Genomic DNA, 21,807 nt, shown 5'->3' on the forward strand with positions numbered 1-21,807 from the left:
CTCTCCTTGTGATCGGATTGCCCGCCGAAGGCGGAAGACGAAACAGCCTAACACATCGTGATAGCTAATTTGATTCGAAAAGCCTTAATCGATAGCTTTGCTGAATTATTACGCTTCACGTGGAGATCGTTGCCCGGTACTGCAGGGCTTCCGCCAGGTGCCGGCGTTCGATGGCATCGATGCGCTCCAGGTCGGCCAGCGTCCGGGCCACCTTGAGTATGCGATGCAAGGCGCGCAAGGAAAGTTCCAGGCGCTCTCCGGCAGCCTCCAGCCAGCGGCGGTCCGCTTCGGCGAGCGCACAATTGCGGTGCATCGCCTGGAGGTCGAGATGGGCATTGGCGCAGCCCTGGCGGGCCAGTTGCCGTTGCCGTGCGGCGCCAACCCGTTCGCTGACCTCGGCAGTAGCGGTTTCGCCGTGTCCTGGCTGCAGGCTGGTGCTTTCGCGGAGCACGCTGACGTGCAGGTCGATGCGATCGAGCAGCGGTCCGGACAGCTTGCCCCGGTAGCGCTGGACCTGTTCCGGGGTGCAGCGGCAGCGGCCGCTGGGATCGCCGAGGTAGCCGCAGGGACAGGGATTCATCGCCGCCACCAGTTGGAAGCGCGCCGGGAAACGTACCCGGCCGTTGGCCCGGGCAATGACGATCTCGCCGCTTTCCAGCGGCTCGCGCAGGACCTCCAGGACCTTGCGCTCGAACTCCGGCAGTTCGTCGAGGAACAGCACGCCCTGGTGCGCCAGGGTGATCTCGCCCGGCTGCGGGCGGCTGCCGCCGCCGACCAGGGCCGGCGCGGAGGCGGAGTGGTGCGGCTGGCGGAACGGTCGCTGCGGCCAGTGCCTGAGGGGGACGTGGCTGGCCACCGAATGGATCGCTGCGACCTCCAGGGCCTCGTCCTCGTCGAGCGCCGGCAGCAGGCCGGGCAGGCGGCTGGCCAGGAGGGTCTTGCCGGTGCCCGGCGGGCCGCTGAGCAACAGGTTGTGCGCGCCGGCGGCGGCCACCAGCAGGGCGCGCTTGGCGGCGGCCTGGCCCTGGACCTCGGCCAGGTCTGGATAAGGGAAGGGCGCGCAGAGCAGGCCGCGGGCCTGGTAGGGCAGCAGCGGGGCCTGGCCGGAGAGGTGTCCGGCGATCTCCAGCAGGTGGTCCACGGCGAACACCGTCAGCCCGCTGGCCAGGCTGGCCTCTTCGGCATTTTCCTTCGGTACCACCAGAACGCGCCTTGCGTCGCGCGCCGCCAGCGCGGCCGGCAATACGCCTCGCACTGGCCGGATTGCCCCGGACAGGGCCAGTTCGCCAAGGCATTCCAGGCCGTCGAGGGCGGTGCCGGGCAACTGGCCGCTGGCGGCGAGGATGCCGAGTGCGATGGCCAGGTCGAAGCGACCGCCGTCCTTGGGCAGGTCGGCGGGGGCGAGGTTGAGGGTGATGCGCCGCGCGGGGAAGTCGAAACCGGCATTGAGCAGGGCGCTGCGCACGCGGTCCTTGCTCTCGCGCACCGCGGTTTCCGGCAGGCCGACCAGGGTCAGCGAAGGCAGGCCGTTGGCCAGGTGCGCCTCGACGCTGACGCAGGGGGCTTCGACGCCGACCTGGGCTCGGCTGTGGACAATCGCCAGGGACATGGATCGCTCCTTGATCTCACGCCGCTCGCAGGGGGGAGGATCAGTCGGCGGGCGGCGTCAGCTTGCTTTCGAGTTCCGCCACCTTGGCCTCCAGGGCTTCCAGCCGTGCGCGAGTGCGGGCGAGGACCAGCATCTGGCTGTCGAATTCCTCGCGGCTGACCAGGTCGAGCTTGCTGAAGGCGCTCTGCATCAGGGCGCGGAACTGCGACTCCAGCTCGGCCTTGGGCAACGGCGATTCGCCGGCGAACAGGCGGCTGGCTTGTTGGCTGAGGGCTTCGAAGACGGCTTTGGGCGGCAGCATGGCGAGGGTTCCGGTAACGAGTGGGCGGCAGTCTAGCACGATGTCGGCGGCGCTCGCGGGAGGGCCATTGCACACTTTTTGCGCAACTGTCGGAGCGCGTCTGCGCCTATTTGGTGCGCCGCCCGGAGGCCGGCGTTCCGCACTATCCCCGGGTTGGCGGCTAAGGGCTTGAAATCCGGCGGATTTGCCGGAGCTGGCAAGCTTTCTGCTTTGGCCGGTGTGAGGCGTGCACTGAAGCAGTACCGGTGCGGCAGATGAGGCGGTTGCGGGAGGCCGGCAGGTTGCGGCATCGAACGGCCGCAGCAGGGCCAGGTCGGGGCGGAGGGTCCCGATCATGCTTCCCAGAGGGACCGGCGCGTTACAAAGCCAGACACTGCGCTTAGACTGTCCTCGGGTTCGTTTTCCTGGGGCGAGTCCACCAAACACGGGAGAGAGTTTCATGAAGCTAGTCACTGCCATCATCAAGCCGTTCAAGTTGGACGACGTCCGCGAGTCGTTGTCCGAGATCGGTGTGCAGGGCATCACGGTGACCGAGGTCAAGGGTTTCGGCCGGCAAAAGGGCCACACCGAGCTGTATCGCGGCGCCGAGTACGTCGTCGACTTCCTGCCCAAGGTGAAGATCGACGTGGCGATCGCCGACGACCAGCTGGACCGCGTCATCGAGGCGATCACCAAGGCGGCCAATACCGGCAAGATCGGTGACGGCAAGATCTTCGTGGTGAACCTGGAACAGGCCATCCGCATCCGTACCGGCGAAACCGATACCGACGCGATCTAAGCCCAACCGAACCCCCAAAAGCCCCAGGAGAATACCAACATGACTCTGCGTAAGATCGCAGGGCTAGGAGCCCTATTGTCCCTCGCTTTGCCGGGCCTCGCCCTGGCCGCCGAGGAACCCGTCCTGAACAGCGGCGACACCGCCTGGATGCTGATCTCCACTGCGCTCGTCCTGCTCATGACCATCCCCGGTCTGGCGCTGTTCTACGGCGGCATGGTGCGAGCGAAGAACGTGCTGTCGATCATGATGCAGTGCTTCGCCATCACCGGCCTGATCACCATTCTCTGGGTGGTCTATGGCTACAGCCTGGCGTTCGATACCGCCGGGATGGAGAAGGGCGTCCTCAACTTCAATTCCTTCGTCGGCGGGCTGGACAAGGCCTTCCTCAGCGGTCTCACCGCCGACGGCCTGACTTCCGCCACCGCGCTGTTCCCGGAAAGCGTGTTCATCACCTTCCAGATGACCTTCGCGATCATCACTCCGGCGCTGATCGTCGGCGCCTTCGCCGAGCGCATGAAGTTCTCGGCGATGCTGATCTTCATGGCGGTCTGGTTCACCGTGGTCTACGCGCCGATCGCGCACATGGTCTGGAGCGGTGACGGCGCCCTGATGTGGGACTGGGGCGTGCTGGACTTCGCCGGCGGCACCGTGGTGCACATCAACGCCGGTATCGCCGGCCTGGTCGCCTGCCTGGTGCTGGGCAAGCGCAAGGGCTACCCGACCACGCCGATGGCACCGCACAACCTCGGCTACACCCTGGTCGGGGCGGCCATGCTGTGGATCGGCTGGTTCGGTTTCAACGCCGGTTCCGCCGCCGCCGCCAACGGCACCGCCGGGATGGCCATGCTGGTGACCCAGATCGCTACCGCCGCCGCGGCCCTGGCCTGGATGTTCGCCGAGTGGATCACCCACGGCAAGCCGAGCGCCCTGGGCATCGCGTCCGGCGTGGTCGCCGGTCTGGTGGCGATCACCCCGGCCGCCGGCACCGCCGGTCCGATGGGCGCGCTGGTGATCGGCCTGGCCTCCGGGGTGATCTGCTTCTTCGCCGCCACCAGTCTCAAGCGCGCGCTGAAATACGACGATTCCCTCGACGCCTTCGGCGTACATGCGGTCGGCGGTATCGTCGGCGCGCTGCTCACCGGGATCTTCGCGGCGCCGTCGCTGGGCGGCTTCGGCAGCGTAGAGGACATCGGCGCGCAGTTCTTCGTGCAGTTCAAGGGCGTGGCCTTCACCGTGGTCTACACCGCCGTGGTGACCTTCGTGATCCTCAAGGTGCTGGACCTGGTCATGGGCCTGCGGGTCACCGAGGAAGAGGAAGCGGTCGGCCTCGACCTGGCGCTGCACAACGAGCGCGGGTACAACCTGTAATATCTGCCGGCGCCCGGCTTTCCGCCGGGCGTCGGTTTGCCTCCCGCGCTCGCCTTTGCCGAACGCCACGCCCTTGTGCGTCGAAAGTCCTGGGCGTTTCCTGCGACTGCCACGACCTCTCCGCAACCGGTCTTTCAGCGACTGCCGGCGGACTGCGCAACCCTCAGCTTTCACAGGTCTGTCTCTTACGCTCTTTGCTTTTTCAAATGCCGCGCTAGAATGCGCGGCGCGACGGATCGGAGCCGATTTGGAACAGCAGCATGTGGCAGCAGACCCTGATCACCTTGCGCCCGCGTCCGCGGGGCTTTCACCTCGTCACCGAGGAGATACTCGACGCCTTGCCGGAGCTTCGGCGGTGCCGGGTCGGCCTGCTGCACCTGCTTTTGCAACATACGTCGGCTTCACTGACCCTGAATGAAAATGCCGATCCTGCCGTACGCCGGGATTTCGAGCGTTTTTTCGAGCGGCTGGCGCCACGCGGCGAAGTCGGCTATGAACACAACGACGAAGGTCCGGACGACCTTCCGGCGCATTTCAAGGCCAGCCTGCTGGGCTGCCAACTGACCCTGCCGATACAGTCGGGAGGGTTGGCACTGGGCACCTGGCAGGGGATCTATCTCGGTGAACACCGGGACAGGGGCGGGGCACGGCGCGTGCTCGCCACCTGGCAGGGCGAGTCAGTATGAATTTTTTCCGGCGGCGCTCATCAAAACGCGCGGCTGGGCTATAACTAACCTGCTTTTGCAGCACCGAGAGGTTGACCATGAGCGAAGAAGAACTGGAACAGGACGAGCTGGACGGCGCTGACGAGGACGACGGCGAAGAGCTGGCCGCGGCCGACGACGGCGAAGCGGACAGCAGTGACGGCGACGAGGCCCCCGCCCCCGGCAAGAAGGCGAAAGCCGCCGTGGTGGAAGAGGAACTGCCCTCGGTCGAAGCCAAGCAGAAAGAGCGTGACGCCCTCGCCAAGGCGATGGAGGAATTCCTTTCCCGCGGTGGAAAGGTGCAGGAGATCGAACCCAACGTGGTGGCCGATCCGCCGAAGAAGCCGGACAGCAAGTACGGCAGCCGCCCCATCTGATTTCGCGTCATCCCAAGGCCCGCCACCCGTGAGGGAGTGGCGGGCCTTGTGCTATGGCGCCGGTCACTTTGACGGGCATCTCGCCCCGCCGCATCCCGGTTGGCGAGCCGATCTTTCGCCTGTTCAGGCACGGCTGGCGACGGGCCAAGGCCTTTTCCTTTCCGGTGGCAGCGCTACCGTTCCACATCGTCAACCGAAGCTGCTTGCCATCCAGGCGCTCCAAGCGGCGTCCGGGGCTGCCGGAGAGCGAGCTGTAGAGCTTGCTTAAGAATTTTCCTAGCGATTCTTAGGTGGATTCGCGGAGCCGTGTAGGTCCTGTCTTATGGCTCCTTTCCAGGTGTTCTGAAAAGATTAGCCACCCATCAAGTTCACTCCGGTTCCGGTGGATTTTCCCGGACATGCCGGACACATCGGTTGTCATCCCATGGAGTTCAAGACGTTCCGTCGAACCCTGCTGATCGCGGCATTCCTGTTCGTTCCCGCCGGCACCAGCATGGCTGCCAATCTGTACGCTTTCGGCGGCCGCGATATCGCCGTCCCCTCGGTCCTTCCCGAGGGAAACGTCACGTCGCGCTACACGTTCACTCCCATGCAACTGTGCGGCAAGCCCAGCTGCGATCTCATCGGCGTCTCTCTGTACAACAAGGGAAGTGTCTGGGACCCGATCGATGGTCCGGACCTGAATACCAACGTGCCGGGCCTCTCGGTGCGCCTGCTGCTGGATGGCATACCGGCGAGCAGCCGTTTCAAGGGCACTTTTTCGCAAATCGCGGAGGTCCAGTTGTTCCGCAACTCGACGCCGCTCTCCGACGGCCAGTTCGCGAGCGGAGCCTTCAACTCGTACTTCCTCATTACCTACAAGGACGGGCTTATCGCGTCTGGCACCTCTTCCATCAGGTTGACCGGGAGCGTCACCACGATCAATGCGACCTGCCAGGTCGCCGACCAGACCGTGAAGCTGCAGTCGATCGCTGCCGCACGGCTGAACGGCGTCGGCACCTACGCGGCCGTTACCCCGTTCAATCTCGTAGTGGCCGGCTGTCCTCGCGGGTACAACCGCGTCGGCTACAGCCTTCAAGCGGTGGGGGGCGCGGTGGCCGAAGGCTCGGGTGTATTGCCGCGCCTGGCGGGCAGCACCGCGACCGGCGTATCGATCCGGGTCACCGACGAGGCCGGCGTTCCGCTACGGATGGGACTCTCGTTGCCGGTGACCGCGTACGACAAGAACACCGGCGGGGCTTACTGGATCCCGATGAAAGCGTCCTATGTGCAGACCGCCGAGAAAATCACGCCCGGCTCGGTCCTGGCCGCGATGGTGATCCTGCTCGACTACCAGTGAGGCAGGGGAGGGCAAGAGCGCGCCTCACCCGAACGCCTCGAAGAACGCCAGGGCCCGCGGGTCGCTGGCATAGGCGATGTTGATACGCAGCCAGTCGCTCTCCTCGCCTTCCGGGCTGAAGCCGCTGCCCGGCGACAGCAGCACGTCCAGGCGTGTCGCCACGGCCTGCAATTCGGCGAACGGGTAGTCGCCGATACGGGCCCAGACGAACATCCCGCCGACCGGTTCGGCGAACACCTCCCAGCCGTTGTCCCCAAGCACCCGCAGGGTCGCCGCCATCTGCCGGGTCAGGCGCTGGCGCAGGCGTTGCACCAGCTTGCGGTAACTGCCGTTGGCGAGCATGGTCGAGACCACGCATTCGGCGAAGCGCTGGCTGCCGATGCTGGTGTACATCTTCACATCCGCCAGGCGCCGGATCAGCTCGGGGCCGGCGATCAGGTAGCCGACCCGTAGCGAGCAACTGAGGGTCTTCGAAAAGCTCGCCAGGTAGATCACCCGGCGCAGCGAATCGAGGGTTGCCAGGCGGGTGCTGGGGCCGTTCTGGAAGTCGGCATAGATGTCATCCTCGACGATGTGGAAATCATGCTGCTCGGCCAGTTGCAGCACGCGGTGGGCCACCGAGGGGCTGAGGCTGGTGCCGGTGGGGTTGTGGTACATGCTGTTGGTGAAGAGGAACTTCGGCTTGTGCGCGCGGAGGATCGCCTCCAGCGCGGCGGTGTCCGGGCCGTGGCGGGTGCGCGGCACGCCGAGCATCTTCACCCCGTGGAACTTCAGCAGGTTGAACAGGTTGTAGTAGCCGGGGTTCTCCACCACCACCACGTCGCCCGGCTTGAGCAGCGTGCGTACCAACAGGTCGAGGGCATGGCTGGCGCCGGTGGTGGTGAGGATCTGCTCCGGGTCGACATGGATATCGATCAGCCGCAGGCGTTTCTGGATGTGCTGGCGCAGCGCCGGCAGGCCCAGCGGAGTGCTGTAGTCGAACAGCCCGGCGAGTTCGCTGCGGGCGACCTGGCGGATCGCGTAGCTGAGTTCCTCGACTTCCCGCCAACTGTCCGGAATCCAGCCGCAGCCGAGCTTGAGTTTCGTCGAGCTGCCGCTGAACTGGCCCCATGCGTTTTCCGCGCCTTCGTGCCATTCGCTGTCGAGGTCGGTAGTGGCGGCGGGCGCCTCGGCGACGAAGAACCCCGAGCCGTGCCGCGATTCCAGCATCCCCAGGGCGACCAGGCGGTCGTAGGCCTCGATCACGCTGGACTGGCTGAGCTGGTTTTCCCTGGCCAACTGGCGTATCGACGGAATCCGCGTGCCGGCGCGGACGCGATTGCCGCGGATCCAGCCGCTGACCCCTGCGACGATCTGCTGCACCAGCGGCTCGCTGGCATTGCGGTCGATCCGGAGGTGCATGTCTGACTCACTGTTCGGTTTTTTCAGGCGAACAGTTAAGCACAAATCCGAACAGCTGTTACTTGTTCCGTAGCGCCGCCGCGCCGGATAGTCGACGCCTCTTCTCGCGGGCTAGCCAATGCCCACCGCTCTGCCGCGGCAGGCCCTTGAACGGAGAAACGCATGAGCAATACCCGTCGCCACGCCGCATGCCTGGCCTTCGGCCTGTGCCTGATCACCTTGGCGGTGAACCTCCAGGCGCCGCTGTACACCGCCTACGCGGAGCTTTCCGGCTACGGCGCGGCAGCTACCGCCAGCGCTTTCTCCGGCTATGTGCTCGGCGTACTGCCGGTGCTGCTGGTACTCGGCGGGTTGTCCGATCGGATCGGGCGCAAGCCGCCGATCGTCGTCGCGCTGCTGCTGTCGATGGTGGCCACCCTGGTGATGGCGCTCTGGCCGCGCCTGGAGGCGCTCGGCGTGGCGCGCCTGTTGCTCGGCGTCGGCACGGCCCTGGCATCGGCCACCGGGACGGCCTACATGAGCGAACTGATCGCGGGCGGGGATTCCCGCACCTCGGCCAACTGGGTGACCGCCAGCACCTCGCTCGGCTTCGGCCTCGGCGCGGCACTGACCAGTCTGTTCCTGCTGTTCCGGGAGAGCCTGGTGCCCGGCAGCTTCTGGGTCCAGTTGGGTCTGGCCTGCGTGGCCCTGGCGGCGGTGGCGGGCCTGCCGGACGAGGCGCCGCGCGGGCGCGATACGCCGATGCTGCGGCTGCCGTTCTTTCCCGCCGGCAGCCTGCCGTACGGTCTCTCGATCCTGCTGGCATGGGCCACTGTGGGTCTGGTCATCGCGGTCCTGCCTTCGCTGCTGGCGGCCCACGGGCTGGCGCGCTGGTCGGGCTTCTCGACCTTCACCGTGATCAGTTGCGGCCTGCTGTTCCAGCCGCTGGCGCGGCGGATGGCGCCGGCCTCGGCGACCTGCCTGGGGCTGGTGATCCTGCCGCCGAGCTATGCCCTGCTGGCCTGGGGCGCGATCCACGGCTCATTGGCTGCGGTGCTGTTCGGTGCGCTGGGCGCGAGCAGTTCCTGCTACGGCTTCACCTACCTGGGCGGGCTGTCGGCGGTGAATGTCCTGGCCGGTGCGGAAAAGCCGCGGGCCAGCGCGGGCTACTTCCTGTTGGCCTACCTCGGCTTCAGCCTGCCGGTGATCTTCACCGGGTTGATCGCGGATCGCTTCGGTGCGTCGACGGCGTTGCTGCTTTTCGGCGTGTCGCTGACGTTGGCTGCGGTTGCGGTGGCGTTTTCCATCTTGCGCGGGGTCGGGCGCTTCAAGGCCAGCGCTTCGCGTGCCTAGGGCGCTACCCGCGACCGGGGGCCCGGTCCGTCATTGCAGGCGGGCGAGCAGGGCCGGCAGCTCGGCGAGGCTGCGGATCTCCGCGCTCGGCTCTTCCTCCCCGGCCCAGGGCTTGCCGTTTGGGTTGAACCAGATGGCACGCATGCCGGCGCGGCGCGCTCCGGCGATGTCGTCGCTGGGGTGGTCGCCGATGTGTACCGCTGCCGAGGCCTCGACGCCGGCGCGCTTCAGGGCTTCGCGGAATGGCGTCGGGTCGGGCTTGCCGACGCCCAGTTCCTCGGCGCAGAGGGCGAACCGGAAGTAGTCGGCCAGGCCCAGGCGGCGCACGTCGGCGTTGCCGTTGGTGAGCACGCCGAGGGTGAAGCGGTCGGCGAGGATCTCCAGGGTCGGGTGGACCTCGGGAAACAGAGTGACCCGGTGGCGCGCTTCGAGGAATACCTGGAAACCGGCCTCAGCCAGGCTTTCCGCCTCCGCCTGTGGATAACCGGCGTCGAGCAGGGCATGGAACAGGATGCGCCGGCGCAGCTCGCTGAGACGGTGGCGCAGCATCGGCTCGCGATCCAGCAGGCGGGTGCGGATCGCCCACAGGTGCTCGATGGGTACCGGACCCAGGCGCGCGGCGTTGCTCGCCAGCCATTCGCGGAGCAGGGCCTCGGCGTTGTTCATCACCGGGGCGACGTCCCACAGGGTGTCGTCGAGGTCGAAGGTGATCAGTCGCAGGCTGCTCATGGGTCGTTGCCTCCATCGGCGTTGCCCTTGCGCTTGGCGCGGGGATGGGCGCGGTCGTAGACCGAGGCCAGGTGCTGGAAATCCAGGTGGGTATAGATCTGGGTCGTGGCGATGTCGGCGTGGCCGAGCAGTTCCTGCACGGCGCGCAGGTCGCCGGACGACTCCAGCAGATGGCTGGCGAAGGAGTGCCGCAGCATGTGCGGGTGCAGGTGCTGGCCCAGCTCGCGGACGCCGGCCTGGCGCACCCGCAGCTGGATCGCCCGTGGCGTCAGGCGCTTGCCGCTGCGGCCGATGAACACCGCACCGTCTTCCGGAGCGGCCTGGGTGCGCAGCGGCAGCCAGGCTTCGAGCGCCTGGCGCGCGGCCTTGCCGACCGGCAGCTCGCGGACCTTGTTGCCCTTGCCGCGCACTCGCACCAGGCCTTCCTTGAGGTCCAGCCATTCGAGATCGAGGCCGACCAGTTCCGAGAGGCGCAGCCCGGAGGAATAGAACAGCTCCAGCAGGGCCTGGTCGCGGCGGGCGATGAAGTCATCCTCCACGGCACCGTCGAGCAATTGCAGGGCGCGGTCGGCGTCGAGGGTCCTGGGCAGCTTGCGCGGACTCTTCGGCGCGCTCAGGCCGTTGGCAGGGTCGTGCCGGCAGCGCCCTTCGCGTAGCAGGTACTGGTAGAGGCCGCGCGTCGCCGAGAGCAGCCGTGCCAGGCTGCGGCTGGACTGGCCCTGCTGGTGCAGGCGGGCGACGAAGGTGCGCAGGCTGCGGGTGTCGAGGGCGTTCCAGTCGGAGAGCCCGGCCTTTTCGGCGAGGGCGAGGATCTTCAGCAGGTCGCGGCGGTAGCCGTCGAGGGTGTGCGCGGAGACCTGGCGCTCGCTGCGCAGATGTTCGAGGAAGGCATCCAGGTCGGCGCGCATCTCGGACCGCCCGCCGCGCTCAGCGGACCGAGCGCAGCGGCGAGGAGAAACGCGGCAGCACGCGGGCCAGGACCTCGGCGACGTAGCCGAGGAACAGGGTGCCGAGGGAACTCTTGTAATGCTGCGGATCGGGACTGCCGATGGCGAGCACGCCGTGCAGGCCCTGGAAACTCAGGGAGACCACCGCTGCGGAGCCGATCTCGTCGCGGTCGCTCTCGCCGAAGAGAAACGCCAGTTCGTGCGGACGCAGCACGCCGCAGACGGTCTTGCCGCCGGAGAGCAGGCCGCCGATGGCCTGGTGCGCCTCCGCGCTGCTCACCGAGCGGCCCACCGAGACGCTACTGTCGCTGAACAGGATCAGGCTCACGTAGGGCACCTGGAATTCATGGCGCAGGCTGTCCTCGACGGTACTGACCACGTCTTCCAGGCTGGTGGCGTCGAGCAGGTCGAGGACCAGGCGGCGGGTCTTGTCGAACAGGCGGTCGTTCTCGCGGGCCACGTCCATCAGTTGCGAGAGCCGGTGGCGCATCTCGATGTTGCGCTCGCGCAGCAGGCGTACCTGGCGCTCCACCAGCGACACTGCGTCGCCGGGCTGGTGTGGGATGCGCAACTCGGGGATCAGCTCGTCATGCTCGACGAAGAACTCCGGGTGCTGGCTCAGATAGGCGGCCACCTGCTCGGCGTCCAGCGCTGCTGTCGGTTCCTGGCTTTTCTCGGTCATAAGCGTCTCGGTTCTCGCGGGCGACGGCCCTTACAGGCGGACCTGGCCTTCATACACGCGGACGGCAGGCCCGGTCATCATAACGGGCTGGCCGGGACCTGCCCACTCGATGTGCAGGCGGCCGCCGGGGAGGTCGATCTGCACCGGCGATTGCAGCCAGCCCTGGCGAATCCCGGCAACCGCCGCGGCGCAGGCGCCGGTGCCGCAGGCCTGGGTCTCGCCGACGCCGCGCTCCCAGACGCGCAGGCGCGCATGGTGCGGATTGAGCACCTGGAGGAAGCCGATGTTGGCCTTCTTCGGGAAGCGCGGATGGACTTCCAGTTGCGGACCGAGGCTGTGTACCGGCGCGCTGTCGACGTTCTCGACGCGCAGCACGCCATGGGGATTGCCCATGGATACCGCGGCCAGTTCGACGCGCTGGCCATTCACCTCTATCTCATAGGACAAGGCTTCGCGCTCGGCCTGGAACGGTATCTCGGCCGGGGCCAGGCGCGGCGGACCCATGTCCACCGTGACCTGGCCGTCCGGGCGGATATTCAGCTCGATGATGCCGCCCTTGGTTTCTACGCGGATGCTCTTCTTCACCGTCAGGCGCTTGTCCTGAACGAAGCGGGCGAAGCAGCGGGCGCCGTTGCCGCACTGCTCGACCTCGGAGCCGTCGGCGTTGAAGATCCGGTAGCGGAAGTCGACGTCGGGGCTGCTCGGGGCTTCGACGATCAGCAACTGGTCGAAGCCGACTCCGGTGTTGCGGTCGCCCCAGAGCTTGACGTGCTTGGGCTGCACATGGGCGTGCTGGCTGACCAGGTCGAGGACCATGAAGTCGTTGCCCAGGCCATGCATCTTGGTGAAGCGCAAAAGCATGGTCTGGGCCTCACTGCGGCAGCAGGCTTTCGCCGGCGTAGAGCTCTTGGACGGTCTCGCGGCGACGGACCTCGTGGGTCTGCTCGCCATCCACCAGCACCTCGGCGGCGCGGCCGCGGGTGTTGTAGTTCGAGCTCATGACGAAGCCGTAGGCGCCGGCCGAGCGCACCGCCAGGAGGTCGCCTTCGGCGAGCGCCAGGTCGCGATCCTTGGCGAGGAAGTCGCCGGTCTCGCAGATCGGCCCGACCAGGTCGTAGCGGCGCGGCACGGCATCGCGCGGGCGTACCGCCTGCACGTCCATCCAGGCCTGGTAGAGAGCCGGGCGGATCAGGTCGTTCATCGCCGCGTCGACGATGGCGAAATCCTTGTGCTCGGTGTGCTTGAGGTACTCGACACGGGTCAGCAGCACGCCGGCGTTGGCGACGATGGACCGGCCCGGCTCGAACACCAGGGTCAGGTCGCGGCCATGCAGGCGCTCGCGGATGGCGCGGATGTAGTCGCCGGCCAGCGGCGGCTGTTCGTCGCGGTAGCGCACCCCGAGGCCGCCGCCGAGGTCCAGGTGGCGAATGCCGATGCCTTTGCCGGCCAGGCGGTCGACCAGCCCGAGCAGGCGCTCGAGGGCGTCGAGGAAGGGCTCCAGCTGGGTCAACTGCGAGCCGATGTGGCAGTCGACGCCGATCACCTCCAGGTGGTCAAGCTCGGCGGCGCGGGCGTAGACCGCCTCGGCCTCGTCGATGGCGATGCCGAACTTGTTCTCTTTCAGGCCGGTGGAGATATAGGGGTGGGTCTGGGCGTCCACGTCCGGGTTGACCCGCAGCGACACCGGCGCTTTCACGCCGAGTTCCGCGGCCACCCGTTGCAGGCGCTCCAGCTCTTCGCCGGACTCGACGTTGAAGCAGTGCACTCCGACTTCCAGGGCGCGGCGCATGTCGTCGCGGGTCTTGCCGACGCCGGAGAACACCACCTTGGCCGGATCGCCGCCGGCGGCCAGGACACGCTCCAACTCACCGCGGGAAACGATGTCGAAACCGGCGCCGAGGCGCGCCAGCACATTCAGCACCCCGAGGTTGGAGTTGGCCTTGACCGCGAAGCAGACCAGGTGCGGCATGCCGGCGAGGGCGTCGGCATAGGCGCGGTACTGGGCCTCGATGTGCGCGCGGGAGTAGACGTAGGTGGGCGTGCCGAAACGCTCGGCGATGCGGGAAAGCGCCACCCCTTCCGCGAACAGCTCACCGTCGCGGTAACTGAATGTGTCCATGGGCGCTCTCTCAGAAACCGTAGCGGTCTTTGCTGTGTTCTTTCTTGGCTTTTTCGTCGTCCGGCAGGTACAGCGGGCCTTTCTGGCCGCAGGCGGCGATGGAGCCGGCGAGGAGGGCGAGCGCGACGAAGGACAGGAACAGCCGCTTCATGACGGAATCCTTGTAGAAAACGTGAATTGTTCCGGAGTATACCGACCCCCCGGCGCCTTGCCTATGCGAGCCGGATCAGGTGTGCCGGGGCTTGCAGGGGAATGGCCTGAGGCAGAGGGGGCGCCGGCGTTTTCCGCGAGCGTCGCGGCAAAACAGCGCGGACTACGGCAATACCAGCGTAGAATTGTCGGAATAGGGCAAGACGAAGGTAGTCGCCCGCCTTTTTTCCCGTTAGCGAATGCCGAGGCAATGCATGAGTACGATGAATGAAGCGCGTTTCCACGACCTGGTCGATGCGCTCCAGCAGCAGGTGGAAGACGCCTTCGATGACAGCGACCTGGACCTCGACCTGGAGAACGCCGGCGGCGTGCTCACCGTACGCTTCGAGAACGGCTCGCAGCTGATCCTCAGCCGCCAGGCGCCGTTGCGCCAGCTGTGGGTGGCGGCGAAGTCGGGCGGCTTCCACTTCGATTACGACGAGGCCAGCGGCCTCTGGCGCCACGATGGCAGCCAGGAACCGCTGGGCGCGCTGCTCAACCGGGCGACCCTGGAGCAGGGGGGCGAGGATGTCGAGTTCCCCGGCCTCTGAGGCTTCGCCGCCGGTGGTGCCCTCGCCTTGCCGGCGCCTGTGCTGCCTCGACGATGCGGACGTTTGCGTCGGCTGCGGACGTTCCCTGGCGGAAATCCGCGAGTGGGGCAAGGCCGACGATTCCCGCCGCTTGCAGATCAGGTCACAGGCCGCTCGACGCCAGTCGCTGGCGGGCCGTCTCTCCTGATAGGGGGGATGTTGCTAATTCCTGCGACTGTGTTAGTGTCCGGGAAAACCCCGCCTTCGGGCGGGGTTTTTGCTTTTTTGCGATTCCTGCTTTTCATCGATCAACCGAACCGGACCAAGGAGCACGCCTGCGATCATGAGCACGCCGCCGATCACCATCACTCGTCTGGACCTGCAGCGCCTGGAGCGCCTGCTGGATGGCCTGGACGAATTCGGACCCGCCGCCGAGGCGCTGGAGGCCGAACTGTCGCGCGCCCAGGTGGTGGGGCATGACGAGATTCCGCCGGGCGTCGTGACCATGAACTCCACCGTGCGCTGCCGCGAGGAAAGCAGCGGCAAGGAGTACACCCTGACCCTGGTCTATCCCGAAGACGTCGCCGGCGAAGGCAAGGTCTCGATCCTCGCGCCGGTGGGCACCGCGCTGCTGGGCCTGACCATCGGCCAGACCATCGACTGGCCGGCGCCGAGCGGCAAGACGCTGAAGCTGACCCTGCTGGAAATCGAATACCAGCCGGAAGCCGCCGGCGACTACGCGCGCTGATCGGTTTTCGCCCGTCGTCATTCGGCGACGGGCTTCGCGACCCTCAGTCGCCCCCACCGCCCCCGCATCCTCCACCCCCGCAACCGCTGCCGCCGTCTCCACCGCTATCGCCGCCGCAGCCGTGGCGCGAATCCTGTCCGTCCGAACCGAAGGTACTGCCGCTATCGCTGGCGCAGCCGCTGCTGCAACCGATATGGCTGGCGCAATACACCGCTGCGCCGCCGTCTTGCCGCTGCGCGCAGTTCAGGGCGTAGCGGAAGCCGTCGGCGATCGCCAGTTCCGTGTCGAGGGCGAACAGCAGCGGTAGGCGCGTGGGATTCAGTGGGTCGATGCCCTCGCGGCGGCAGGCCAGCTTCCAGGCGCGCTGGATGCCCTCCTGGGCCTGTCGGGGGCTGCGCATCGCCTGGGCCGGCGTATGGTGGAGGAAGCGTCCGAGTCCCTTGCGGCAGACGTGCTGGTAGAGCCGGGTATGCAGGATCAGTTCGTGCCAGGCGACATCCACCACCTGGGACGGCATCGCGACCATCCGCTTGCCGGCTGCGCGGCATAGCAGCAGGTATTCGCGTAGGCCGCCGAGCACCCGTTGGACCTGTTCCTCGCTGAGCTGCGGATAGCGCTCGCGGACCGCCTGGGCGACCCGCGGCGGCAGGCGGAATTGCTGGATGAAGCGGTAGCGCCGGCGATCCAGGCCGCGGCGGTAGAGATAGCCGCCCACGAATGCGGCGCCAGCGAGCAGGGTAATACCGAGGAGTGCCATCCGTACGTCCTTGTCGAGCCCCGCGCGGTGCGGCGCTGGGTCATTGTTCCAGCAGCGCCTGGTTCAGCGCCGTTTCCAGGACGCTTTTATAACGCAGATAGTGCAGCGTTTGCGGCTGTTCGTCGGCGAACAGCCGCGACAGGTCGAGGTCGGTCAGGTAGCAGGGGTAGGGTTCGCTTTCCGCGCGATGCGCCAGGATATGCCGGGCGACCGCCTTGAACAGGCCGGCGCCGTACTCCAGTTCGGAAAACTCCTGGTGGTCGCAGTACAGGGTGACCTGCACGCGCTTGCGTTCGCCGCGCTCGAGTAGCGCCTGTAGCTCGTACAGCGCGGGCCCGGCCAGGGCCTCCGGCGCCTCGCGAGGCTCGACATGCACTCTGCCGTCGTTGGAGAGCAACTCGTAGTAGCGGATATCCAGCGCGGCCGGCACCTGTTCCGCCAGCGACAGGGCGTTGTGCCGGTACAGCAGCGATTGCAGGAAGCGCTGCAGCGGTGCGAGCAGGCTGCGTTCGTCACGCAATGCCTGGCGCTGGCGCCAGAGGGCGTTGCGTTCGTCGAGCAGGCTGATCTCGGCGCTGTCGAAGTCGCGCCGGTAGAACACCTGGATGCAGTCCGGCCGCCCCATGGACAGGATCGGCCCGAGGTCCTCGCCCTCCAGGGCGTGGCGATCCAGCTTCAGGGCGCTGTAGCCATCTCGCTCGCGGCCCAGGTGCTGGAGCAGGCTCGGCAGGTCGGGCAGGCTCTCGTGGCTGACCGCTTCCGGCGACATTTCCAGCAGGTGGTACTGCTGGCGGATCTGCAGCAGGTAGCGGCTTGGCTGGCCGCCAAGCAGTTGCCCGTAGGTCTCGCGGAACAGCTCTTCGACCCGCACGGCGATGGCGGCGGCCCGGTTGCGACAGAAGCAGCGCACCATCAGTTCGGGCGGCTGCGGCGGGCTTCCGGGCTTTTCGCGGACGGCGTCGAGGAACTCGGCAAGGCACTCGGGCAGCGCCTGGGGGCCTGCGTAATGGCGCACCGTCAGTTCGTTCCAGCTGTTGAGGCTGAGCTGGTCGAGGGTCAGCACCAGGTTGTCGCGCACCCCGGCATAACCAAGCACGTCGGTACGCCCGGTAGCCATGTGCAGGTTCATCTGGCTGTGGTGGCGCAGTGGGTCGACACCGACGTTTACCAGCAGCAGGACGCTCTTGAGCCGACGCGGTTGCAGCAGGTCGGCGTCGTCCACGGTCGCCAGGGGGACCGGCAGGAACTGCCGCAGGCTGCCCAGGAGATTGTCCAGTTCGGCATCGCCGAGGTCGCTCTGGCCGGGATGCAGGGACAGCCGGGTGGCGCTGTCGATGACGCCGTTGCGATGGCACCAGGCGAGCAGCTCGACCAGCCTGAGGCTGCGTTTCAGCGGCGCGTAGTCAGGCCACTGGTGAGCGCCCAGGGCACCGGGGAAGATCGCCCACTGCGCCTGCTCGCGGTCGTCGTCGGCGGGCAGCTGGACCAGGGTCAGGACGTCTTCGCCGAGATCCGGGGCGATCCCCGGGTTGATGTTCTCCACCTTGCCTGCCTTGCGCTCGAAGGCGGCATACAGGCGGCGGCCGAGCAGGCCCAGGTCACGGCTGTCGATGCCGCTGTCAGCGCCTTGCTGGCGGGCGATCTGGAACAGCAGGCGGTAGCTGTAGGTCAGTTCGTTGACCACCGTGCGACGCTCTTCCATCACCTGGCGCATCTTCCACTGGCTGCGGCTGTCGAGCAGGGCCAAGCGGCGAGGCTCCCATTGCCATTCCGCGACGAGCCGCTCCATCGACAGGTGCTGCCAGCCCTTCTGCGCCTGGCGCTGGCGACCGCCGAGCTTGCGCCCGACCTTGAGGTACAGGCAGCGCCGCACGAGTTCCAGGCGTTCCGGCGCCTGCTGTTCCCGCAGGTAGCGTTCGAGATGGCGATAGACCAGGACGTAGGGGTCCAGTTCGTCGAGATCGAGCTGGCCGGCGAATACCTGCTCCTTGAAGCGCAGGGCGACGCAGCGGACCCGCGGGTGCTCGCTGGCGTAGGCTTCGGTGAGCAGCAGCTTGAGCAGCGACTTGTAGGGCGAATCGATGGCCTTGGACAACTGCCAGAGGCCGGCGCCGATGAACTCCCGGGCGGGGATGAGGGCCAGATGGCCGAGGTCGAGCACCTCTTCGGCGCGGATGAAGCGTTTGCCGAGCAGGGTCCGGCAGTATTCGTCGTAGCGCCGTTCATGGGCCGGCGGCACCAGCCACCACAGAGGGGTGCGTCCGCCGAGCCAGATCGCGCTGCGGTAGAACTCGTCGAGCAGCAGGAAGTGCTGGGTATTGCCGTCGCCGCCGGGCTCCTTCCGGTCTTCGCGTTCGTCCTGGCCGAAGCGGGCGACGTCGATCAGGAAACAGTGCACCTCGCTGCCCTGGCTGCGCGCCCAGTCCTCGATCAACGCGCACTTGCGGCGCAGCTCCTGGCGCGCGCCGGGCTCCAGTTCTGGGGCATGGCAGACCCAGAGGTCGAGATCGCTCTGTTCCTCCTGGGCCAGGCTCCCCAGGCTGCCCATCAGGAACAGGCCGTGGATCGGCTGCTGTGCGGGTTCCTGCCTGCGTGGCTTGTAGACAAACGAACGGGCCAGGCGCTGGGCTTCGGCGAGTACTTCGTCGTCCGCCTCGAAACCGCTCAGGCCCGCCGGCGTGCTGGCCGACAGGTAGCCCGGCAGCAGCGGATGGTTGATGTGGAACAGCAGCGGTAGCAGGCGCAGGACCCGCTCCTGGCGGCTGGACAACGCCTGTCGGGCGCGTTGCAGGCGACCGGCGTTGACCGCCAGGAAGCGTTGGCGCAACTGGCCGAGGACCTTGCGGTCGATGCCATCGTCGAGATCGAGGCTGAGTGCGGGGTGTCGGTTCATGGGCGTCCGGGCACAGGCAAGGCCAGGCGCCGTGCCTGGCTCCGGTCATGCCATTGTATCGCCCGGAAGCGCGGCGGCTTGAGCGCCGCACCGCGAACCGGGGCAACCGTCGCGGCCTGTCGGGAGCAGGTCGCGATGGCCGCTTCCGTCAACCCTTGAGGATGGTCAGCAGGCCCTGTGCCTGCTCCGCGGCGTCCAGCCCGAGACTGGTCAGGTAGCCGCCGTCGGGCTGGTCGATCAGCCCCTTGTCGTGCAGGCGTCGGGCGGCGGCGACGGCCTTGCCGTCGGCGGTGTGATGGACCTTGAGTCCTTCCTGGGTGTTGTTCAGGTTGAAGAGCGCCAGCAGTTCCAGTTCGTCGATCAGCTCGGGAGTGAAGGCCATGTCGGCTCCTTGCGGTGTTGAGCACCGGTGAGTGTAGTTGGACTAGGGCGTAGCGTCGGCGGCCTGGCTCCAGCCGTCGAGGATCTTCTGGTACTCGCCGCTGGCGAGGATGCGCTGCATGCCGAGGTCGAAGCGTTCGAGCAGATGCTCGGCCTGCGGGTGGCGGCGCGAGAACGACAGGTACAGCTCCGGGCGGTGGACCGTGGCCACCGGCTGGAACTGGCCTTCCAGTTCGGGATGTTCGCTGAACAACTGGCGAGCCGTATTGCGGTAGGCCAGGGCGTAGTCGACGCGGCCGCGCTGGAGCATGAGGAAACCGTAGTAGTCCTTGCGTACCGGGATGCGCACCAGGTCGTGGCGGCGATCGAAGCCGTCGCCGTATTCATAGCCGAGGGTCACCGCGACTTTCCGTCCGCTCAGCGCCTGCTCCGCATCCACCGGCCGCGCTTCGTCGCGTCGCGCCCAGAGCTGGATCTCCGCGCGGAACAACGGATGCCGGGGCAGACGGTAGTCGGCGAGGATGTGCGGGTTCGGCGAGGTGTTGAAGCAGCCGGCGATCAAGCCTTTCAGGGCCAGCTTCATGCAGCGGGAGTAGGGGTAGGGATTGAGCTGGACCGGCGTGTCCGCAGCCCTGAAGGCGGCCCGCACGATGTCCGCGCTCATGCCCTGGATGCGGCCGTCCTTGTAGGCGGTATAGGGATACCAGTCGTCTTCGGCGCCGAGCACCAGGGGTTCTGTCGGGACGGCCGCTGCCGGGCCGGAAAGGGCCAGCAGCAGGCAGATGGGCAGGAAGTGGAACCAGGATCGCATCCGGTATCGCTCCGCGAAAGCAGGTGGCACGGAGAGTGGGCGCCACCTTTCTACCAGAGCGGCAGGCGTTTGGCGAAACAAAACCGTATGGATACGAGGGGCATTCGCCGGCACCAGTCGGCCCGGCTCCGCTCATTCGTCGTCCGGCAACGTCGGCAGGGCACGCAGCGCATGCTCGTAGCCGGTGCTGTCGAAAGCGCGGTCGGCGGCGAGCATGGCGTTGATCTCGTGGGCCAGCACGTAGGCCATCATGCCCAGTGCCTCGTCGCGCTCGTAGCCGACCAGGGTCAGCTTGTTGAACACGGCGCGCGCCGCCGGCGGATTCTCGCTTTCGATCTGGTTCTCGATGGCCTGGATCAGTTTTTCCTCGGCGAAGCCGTCTTCCTGGTTGTCGTCCTGTTCGCTCATCGGGCGTTCCTCGTTCTGGCGCAAAGTACCGCTTGTGCGGCGGCGGGAAGTTGTCCACCCTGCTTGGCCAACGGATGGCCGCGAAGGTAGCGATACCCGACATGATCACCTATTACATCCTTTCCGGCGACCGCCTGGAGCGACGCCAGCACGACGATGCCCAGCGGGGGTTGCCGCCGGGCACCCTGTGGATCGACCTGCATCACCCGACCCCCGAAGAGGAGCGCCTGCTCGAATCCCACCTGCAGGTGAACATCCCGACCCGCGAGGAGATGGCCGAGATCGAGGATTCGTCGCGCTTCTACGAGGACGGCAACGTCCTCTACATGACCACTTCGGTGGTCGGCGGGATCACCGAGCACCGGCCGAGCACAGAGGAAGTGACCTTCGTCCTCAGCGAGAAATGGCTGATTACCGTGCGCTACGCCGACCTGCGTTCGTTCCGCGAGTTCGAGAACCGTTGCATCCGTCAGCTCGACGCCAACCGCAGCAGCACCCAGTTGTTCGCCCTGATGATGGATAGCCTGGTGGACCGCATCGCCGACGTGTTGGAGGCCGTACAGGGGCAACTGAGCAGCATGTCGCGGGAGATCTTCGCCGAGTCCACCGCCCAGACCCGCAAGCCGAAGACCGACCTGCAGCAGATCATCAAGCACCTCGGGCGCAGCAGCTCGCTGCTGTCCAAGCTCAACGACAGCCTGCTCAGCATCAATCGGATGAACAGCTATTTCCGCCAGGGTTGCAACGGCTGGCTTTCCGAGCCGGCGAAGGTGCTGGCGAAGACCGTGGAGCGCGATGTGCGCTCGCTGGACGAGTACCTGGCGAAGATGTCCACCGAGATCAACTTCCTCCTCGACGCGACCCTTGGCCTGATCAACATCGAGCAGAACAGCATCATCAAGGTGTTCTCCATCGCTGCCGTACTGTTCCTGCCGCCGACCCTGGTGGGCACGGTCTACGGCATGAACTTCAAGGACATGCCCGAGCTGGACTGGTCCATCGGCTATCCGATGGCGCTGGGGATGATGGTGGTATCGGCGATCCTTCCGTACCTCTGGTTCAAGTTCAAGAACTGGCTCTGAGGCACTCGGCAGGTGTGCAACTTTTTGCTGGATAACTTCGGGAAAAGCTGTGGATACCACGCTGGGGCCAAGGCCTGACGGGGTCTTCGATGAAGTGAGCAAGTTCTTGCATAGCACTGTGCAACAACTTGCTCACTTTTTCGGGGTAAACCCAGGGGAAAGCGTTCGTGCGGGCCGGGAGATTCTTCAAGAGTTTGATTTAAAAGGTAAATATTTTATTGGCACGAAGCTTGTTGGGTAGCTGCCGCACCAGGACATGTCGTCCCGGCTACCACTGACAAGGAATGCATCCATGGCAACACCCGCCTATATGTCCATCACC

The 21,807-nt window shown here is 66.6% G+C and carries 24 protein-coding genes; 10 read left to right on the top strand and 14 right to left on the bottom strand.

The features are described 5' to 3' along the window. Positions 1–115 precede the first annotated feature (115 nt). The gene (locus HMPREF2716_RS04365; protein WP_070621824.1) at positions 116–1,609 is read right to left on the bottom strand and encodes a YifB family Mg chelatase-like AAA ATPase; all 1,494 of its coding nucleotides are present in this window, start codon (positions 1,607–1,609) and stop codon (positions 116–118) included. A 40-nt stretch (positions 1,610–1,649) separates the two neighbouring features. Next, the gene (locus tag HMPREF2716_RS04370; RefSeq protein ID WP_003096478.1) at positions 1,650–1,910 is read right to left on the bottom strand and encodes an accessory factor UbiK family protein; all 261 of its coding nucleotides are present in this window, start codon (positions 1,908–1,910) and stop codon (positions 1,650–1,652) included. A gap of 439 nt (positions 1,911–2,349) precedes the next feature. Between HMPREF2716_RS04370 and glnK the strand changes: the two genes are divergently transcribed. The 5 genes from glnK (at position 2,350) to HMPREF2716_RS04395 (ending at position 6,476) form a co-directional block, all read left to right on the top strand. Then, the gene (glnK, locus tag HMPREF2716_RS04375) at positions 2,350–2,688 is read left to right on the top strand and encodes a P-II family nitrogen regulator (protein WP_003096476.1); all 339 of its coding nucleotides are present in this window, start codon (positions 2,350–2,352) and stop codon (positions 2,686–2,688) included. A gap of 39 nt (positions 2,689–2,727) precedes the next feature. Further along, a complete protein-coding gene (locus HMPREF2716_RS04380; RefSeq protein WP_023092758.1) occupies positions 2,728–4,056 on the top strand; it encodes an ammonium transporter in 1,329 nt (442 codons plus the stop codon). Between the two features lie 260 nt (positions 4,057–4,316). Continuing rightward, positions 4,317–4,742, top strand: coding sequence for a secondary thiamine-phosphate synthase enzyme YjbQ (locus HMPREF2716_RS04385; RefSeq protein ID WP_003096441.1), 426 nt, complete (start codon positions 4,317–4,319; stop codon positions 4,740–4,742). Between the two features lie 77 nt (positions 4,743–4,819). Beyond that, on the top strand, positions 4,820–5,137 hold the full coding sequence (gene sutA, locus HMPREF2716_RS04390) for a transcriptional regulator SutA (protein ID WP_003096440.1): 318 nt from the start codon (positions 4,820–4,822) through the stop codon (positions 5,135–5,137). Positions 5,138–5,561: 424 nt separating this feature from the next. Then, positions 5,562–6,476 (top strand): fimbrial protein, encoded by a 915-nt coding sequence (locus HMPREF2716_RS04395; RefSeq protein WP_031757066.1) that lies wholly within the window; start codon positions 5,562–5,564, stop codon positions 6,474–6,476. 24 nt (positions 6,477–6,500) lie between these two features. On the opposite strand, the gene HMPREF2716_RS04400 is transcribed toward HMPREF2716_RS04395, so the two are convergent. Continuing rightward, on the bottom strand, positions 6,501–7,877 hold the full coding sequence (locus HMPREF2716_RS04400) for an aminotransferase-like domain-containing protein (RefSeq protein WP_019727038.1): 1,377 nt from the start codon (positions 7,875–7,877) through the stop codon (positions 6,501–6,503). 162 nt (positions 7,878–8,039) lie between these two features. Between HMPREF2716_RS04400 and HMPREF2716_RS04405 the strand changes: the two genes are divergently transcribed. Beyond that, complete coding sequence (locus HMPREF2716_RS04405) at positions 8,040–9,209, top strand: MFS transporter (RefSeq protein WP_003098229.1); 1,170 nt, start codon at positions 8,040–8,042, stop codon at positions 9,207–9,209. Positions 9,210–9,239: 30 nt separating this feature from the next. Here HMPREF2716_RS04405 and HMPREF2716_RS04410 read toward each other — a convergent pair whose 3' ends face one another. The 6 genes from HMPREF2716_RS04410 to HMPREF2716_RS04435 are packed head-to-tail and all read right to left on the bottom strand — an operon-like array spanning position 9,240 to position 13,837. Continuing rightward, positions 9,240–9,938: an HAD family hydrolase gene (locus HMPREF2716_RS04410; RefSeq protein ID WP_003123715.1), complete on the bottom strand. Its 699-nt coding sequence runs from the start codon at positions 9,936–9,938 to the stop codon at positions 9,240–9,242. After that, positions 9,935–10,846, bottom strand: a complete 912-nt coding sequence (xerC, locus tag HMPREF2716_RS04415) for a tyrosine recombinase XerC (RefSeq protein ID WP_003114345.1) — start codon at positions 10,844–10,846, stop codon at positions 9,935–9,937. The genes HMPREF2716_RS04410 and xerC overlap by 4 nt, the downstream gene beginning before the upstream one ends. 19 nt (positions 10,847–10,865) lie before the next feature. After that, positions 10,866–11,567 carry a DUF484 family protein gene (locus HMPREF2716_RS04420; RefSeq protein ID WP_003096433.1) on the bottom strand — a complete coding sequence of 234 codons (702 nt, stop codon included), beginning with the start codon at positions 11,565–11,567 and terminating at the stop codon, positions 10,866–10,868. A 30-nt stretch (positions 11,568–11,597) separates the two neighbouring features. Then, the gene (dapF, locus tag HMPREF2716_RS04425; protein ID WP_043493222.1) at positions 11,598–12,428 is read right to left on the bottom strand and encodes a diaminopimelate epimerase; all 831 of its coding nucleotides are present in this window, start codon (positions 12,426–12,428) and stop codon (positions 11,598–11,600) included. A 10-nt stretch (positions 12,429–12,438) separates the two neighbouring features. Next, complete coding sequence (gene lysA / locus HMPREF2716_RS04430) at positions 12,439–13,686, bottom strand: diaminopimelate decarboxylase (RefSeq protein WP_003096431.1); 1,248 nt, start codon at positions 13,684–13,686, stop codon at positions 12,439–12,441. 10 nt (positions 13,687–13,696) lie between these two features. Continuing rightward, positions 13,697–13,837, bottom strand: a complete 141-nt coding sequence (locus tag HMPREF2716_RS04435; RefSeq protein ID WP_003096430.1) for an LPS translocon maturation chaperone LptM — start codon at positions 13,835–13,837, stop codon at positions 13,697–13,699. A 253-nt stretch (positions 13,838–14,090) separates the two neighbouring features. Between HMPREF2716_RS04435 and cyaY the strand changes: the two genes are divergently transcribed. The 3 genes from cyaY to rnk all read left to right on the top strand — a co-directional run bounded on the left by cyaY (position 14,091) and on the right by rnk (position 15,153). Beyond that, positions 14,091–14,426, top strand: a complete 336-nt coding sequence (cyaY, locus tag HMPREF2716_RS04440) for an iron donor protein CyaY (protein WP_003121284.1) — start codon at positions 14,091–14,093, stop codon at positions 14,424–14,426. Then, a complete protein-coding gene (locus HMPREF2716_RS28510; protein WP_071536992.1) occupies positions 14,404–14,613 on the top strand; it encodes a DUF1289 domain-containing protein in 210 nt (69 codons plus the stop codon). The genes cyaY and HMPREF2716_RS28510 overlap by 23 nt, the downstream gene beginning before the upstream one ends. A gap of 135 nt (positions 14,614–14,748) precedes the next feature. Beyond that, on the top strand, positions 14,749–15,153 hold the full coding sequence (rnk, locus tag HMPREF2716_RS04445) for a nucleoside diphosphate kinase regulator (RefSeq protein WP_003096424.1): 405 nt from the start codon (positions 14,749–14,751) through the stop codon (positions 15,151–15,153). Between the two features lie 43 nt (positions 15,154–15,196). On the opposite strand, the gene HMPREF2716_RS04450 is transcribed toward rnk, so the two are convergent. The 5 genes from HMPREF2716_RS04450 to HMPREF2716_RS04470 all read right to left on the bottom strand — a co-directional run bounded on the left by HMPREF2716_RS04450 (position 15,197) and on the right by HMPREF2716_RS04470 (position 20,403). Continuing rightward, positions 15,197–15,910, bottom strand: a complete 714-nt coding sequence (locus tag HMPREF2716_RS04450) for a glycine-rich domain-containing protein (RefSeq protein WP_003118053.1) — start codon at positions 15,908–15,910, stop codon at positions 15,197–15,199. Positions 15,911–15,950: 40 nt separating this feature from the next. Continuing rightward, on the bottom strand, positions 15,951–18,803 hold the full coding sequence (locus tag HMPREF2716_RS04455) for a class I adenylate cyclase (protein WP_043493720.1): 2,853 nt from the start codon (positions 18,801–18,803) through the stop codon (positions 15,951–15,953). Positions 18,804–18,951: 148 nt separating this feature from the next. After that, entirely contained in the window at positions 18,952–19,185 is a 234-nt protein-coding gene (locus tag HMPREF2716_RS04460) for a TIGR02647 family protein (RefSeq protein WP_003096418.1), read from the bottom strand. A 42-nt stretch (positions 19,186–19,227) separates the two neighbouring features. Then, positions 19,228–19,995, bottom strand: coding sequence for a substrate-binding periplasmic protein (locus HMPREF2716_RS04465; protein WP_010792978.1), 768 nt, complete (start codon positions 19,993–19,995; stop codon positions 19,228–19,230). Positions 19,996–20,127: 132 nt separating this feature from the next. Beyond that, complete coding sequence (locus HMPREF2716_RS04470; RefSeq protein ID WP_043493717.1) at positions 20,128–20,403, bottom strand: hypothetical protein; 276 nt, start codon at positions 20,401–20,403, stop codon at positions 20,128–20,130. A 101-nt stretch (positions 20,404–20,504) separates the two neighbouring features. Here HMPREF2716_RS04470 and HMPREF2716_RS04475 point away from each other — a divergent pair, with 101 nt between their 5' ends. After that, entirely contained in the window at positions 20,505–21,485 is a 981-nt protein-coding gene (locus HMPREF2716_RS04475; protein WP_003096411.1) for a magnesium transporter CorA family protein, read from the top strand. Positions 21,486–21,807 lie beyond the last annotated feature (322 nt).

The organism is Pseudomonas sp. HMSC076A11 (assembly GCF_001810205.1).
In the GTDB taxonomy this organism is placed as follows: domain Bacteria; phylum Pseudomonadota; class Gammaproteobacteria; order Pseudomonadales; family Pseudomonadaceae; genus Pseudomonas; species Pseudomonas aeruginosa.

Coding starts and splice junctions, on each gene's coding strand:
- HMPREF2716_RS04365 (WP_070621824.1), bottom strand. CDS start 1,609: ATGTCCCTGGCGATTGTCCACAGCCGAGCCCAGGTCGGCGTCGAAGCC.
- HMPREF2716_RS04370 (WP_003096478.1), bottom strand. CDS start 1,910: ATGCTGCCGCCCAAAGCCGTCTTCGAAGCCCTCAGCCAACAAGCCAGC.
- glnK (WP_003096476.1), top strand. CDS start 2,350: ATGAAGCTAGTCACTGCCATCATCAAGCCGTTCAAGTTGGACGACGTC.
- HMPREF2716_RS04380 (WP_023092758.1), top strand. CDS start 2,728: ATGACTCTGCGTAAGATCGCAGGGCTAGGAGCCCTATTGTCCCTCGCT.
- HMPREF2716_RS04385 (WP_003096441.1), top strand. CDS start 4,317: ATGTGGCAGCAGACCCTGATCACCTTGCGCCCGCGTCCGCGGGGCTTT.
- sutA (WP_003096440.1), top strand. CDS start 4,820: ATGAGCGAAGAAGAACTGGAACAGGACGAGCTGGACGGCGCTGACGAG.
- HMPREF2716_RS04395 (WP_031757066.1), top strand. CDS start 5,562: ATGGAGTTCAAGACGTTCCGTCGAACCCTGCTGATCGCGGCATTCCTG.
- HMPREF2716_RS04400 (WP_019727038.1), bottom strand. CDS start 7,877: ATGCACCTCCGGATCGACCGCAATGCCAGCGAGCCGCTGGTGCAGCAG.
- HMPREF2716_RS04405 (WP_003098229.1), top strand. CDS start 8,040: ATGAGCAATACCCGTCGCCACGCCGCATGCCTGGCCTTCGGCCTGTGC.
- HMPREF2716_RS04410 (WP_003123715.1), bottom strand. CDS start 9,938: ATGAGCAGCCTGCGACTGATCACCTTCGACCTCGACGACACCCTGTGG.
- xerC (WP_003114345.1), bottom strand. CDS start 10,846: ATGCGCGCCGACCTGGATGCCTTCCTCGAACATCTGCGCAGCGAGCGC.
- HMPREF2716_RS04420 (WP_003096433.1), bottom strand. CDS start 11,567: ATGACCGAGAAAAGCCAGGAACCGACAGCAGCGCTGGACGCCGAGCAG.
- dapF (WP_043493222.1), bottom strand. CDS start 12,428: ATGCTTTTGCGCTTCACCAAGATGCATGGCCTGGGCAACGACTTCATG.
- lysA (WP_003096431.1), bottom strand. CDS start 13,686: ATGGACACATTCAGTTACCGCGACGGTGAGCTGTTCGCGGAAGGGGTG.
- HMPREF2716_RS04435 (WP_003096430.1), bottom strand. CDS start 13,837: ATGAAGCGGCTGTTCCTGTCCTTCGTCGCGCTCGCCCTCCTCGCCGGC.
- cyaY (WP_003121284.1), top strand. CDS start 14,091: ATGAGTACGATGAATGAAGCGCGTTTCCACGACCTGGTCGATGCGCTC.
- HMPREF2716_RS28510 (WP_071536992.1), top strand. CDS start 14,404: ATGTCGAGTTCCCCGGCCTCTGAGGCTTCGCCGCCGGTGGTGCCCTCG.
- rnk (WP_003096424.1), top strand. CDS start 14,749: ATGAGCACGCCGCCGATCACCATCACTCGTCTGGACCTGCAGCGCCTG.
- HMPREF2716_RS04450 (WP_003118053.1), bottom strand. CDS start 15,910: ATGGCACTCCTCGGTATTACCCTGCTCGCTGGCGCCGCATTCGTGGGC.
- HMPREF2716_RS04455 (WP_043493720.1), bottom strand. CDS start 18,803: ATGAACCGACACCCCGCACTCAGCCTCGATCTCGACGATGGCATCGAC.
- HMPREF2716_RS04460 (WP_003096418.1), bottom strand. CDS start 19,185: ATGGCCTTCACTCCCGAGCTGATCGACGAACTGGAACTGCTGGCGCTC.
- HMPREF2716_RS04465 (WP_010792978.1), bottom strand. CDS start 19,995: ATGCGATCCTGGTTCCACTTCCTGCCCATCTGCCTGCTGCTGGCCCTT.
- HMPREF2716_RS04470 (WP_043493717.1), bottom strand. CDS start 20,403: ATGAGCGAACAGGACGACAACCAGGAAGACGGCTTCGCCGAGGAAAAA.
- HMPREF2716_RS04475 (WP_003096411.1), top strand. CDS start 20,505: ATGATCACCTATTACATCCTTTCCGGCGACCGCCTGGAGCGACGCCAG.